The following is a 510-nucleotide window of genomic DNA, read 5'->3' on the forward strand; positions in this document are numbered from 1 at the left end:
CGATCTTGATCTTCTTGATCTTCCAGCCGTCTCCCTCCAGCTTCTGCTGCAGAGCCTCTTTCGGCTGCCATTCGGCTTGCGGCACGGCGCATTTGTCGCTGGCCTGGGCGGCGCCGGCGGCAAGGGTAGCGGCGAAGGCGGCGGCAATGGCAGCGGACATAGCAGTGGTTTTCATATCAGTACCTCTTGGGCTTGGGGTGGTTAGGTTGCAATCTTGGGGGCCTGACGCTTCCGGCCGGCGGCTGTTTTGCCCGAGAGCGCTGACCGCAAACTGACGAAGCGCGAAGAATCCCGTCAGCCTGACGTAAGCTTGGCGTGGGATCCCCGCTCTCTTGCGGAAAACCAGGGAAAAGGTGGCACGAACGGCCGATGCGCGTTCTCTTGATCGAAGACGAGCCCTATCTGGGCCAGGCGGTGCAGGAACAGGTCGCCGCCGATGGCCATGCCGTCGACTGGGTGAAGCGCCTGGATGAGGGCGAGCCCGCCCTGCGCGCGGTCGACTACGGGCTG

General features: G+C 63.7%; 1 protein-coding gene. It reads right to left on the bottom strand.

Translation table 11 applies throughout. The features are described from left to right. A partial coding sequence (locus tag ACKGJN_RS16875; protein WP_409540738.1) for a PepSY domain-containing protein occupies positions 1–175 on the bottom strand: 175 nt, incomplete at its 3' end. Positions 176–510 lie beyond the last annotated feature (335 nt).

The sequence above is a fragment of the Gillisia xinjiangensis genome (assembly GCF_046298265.1).
Taxonomy (GTDB): Bacteria; Bacteroidota; Bacteroidia; order Flavobacteriales; family Flavobacteriaceae; genus Gillisia; species Gillisia xinjiangensis.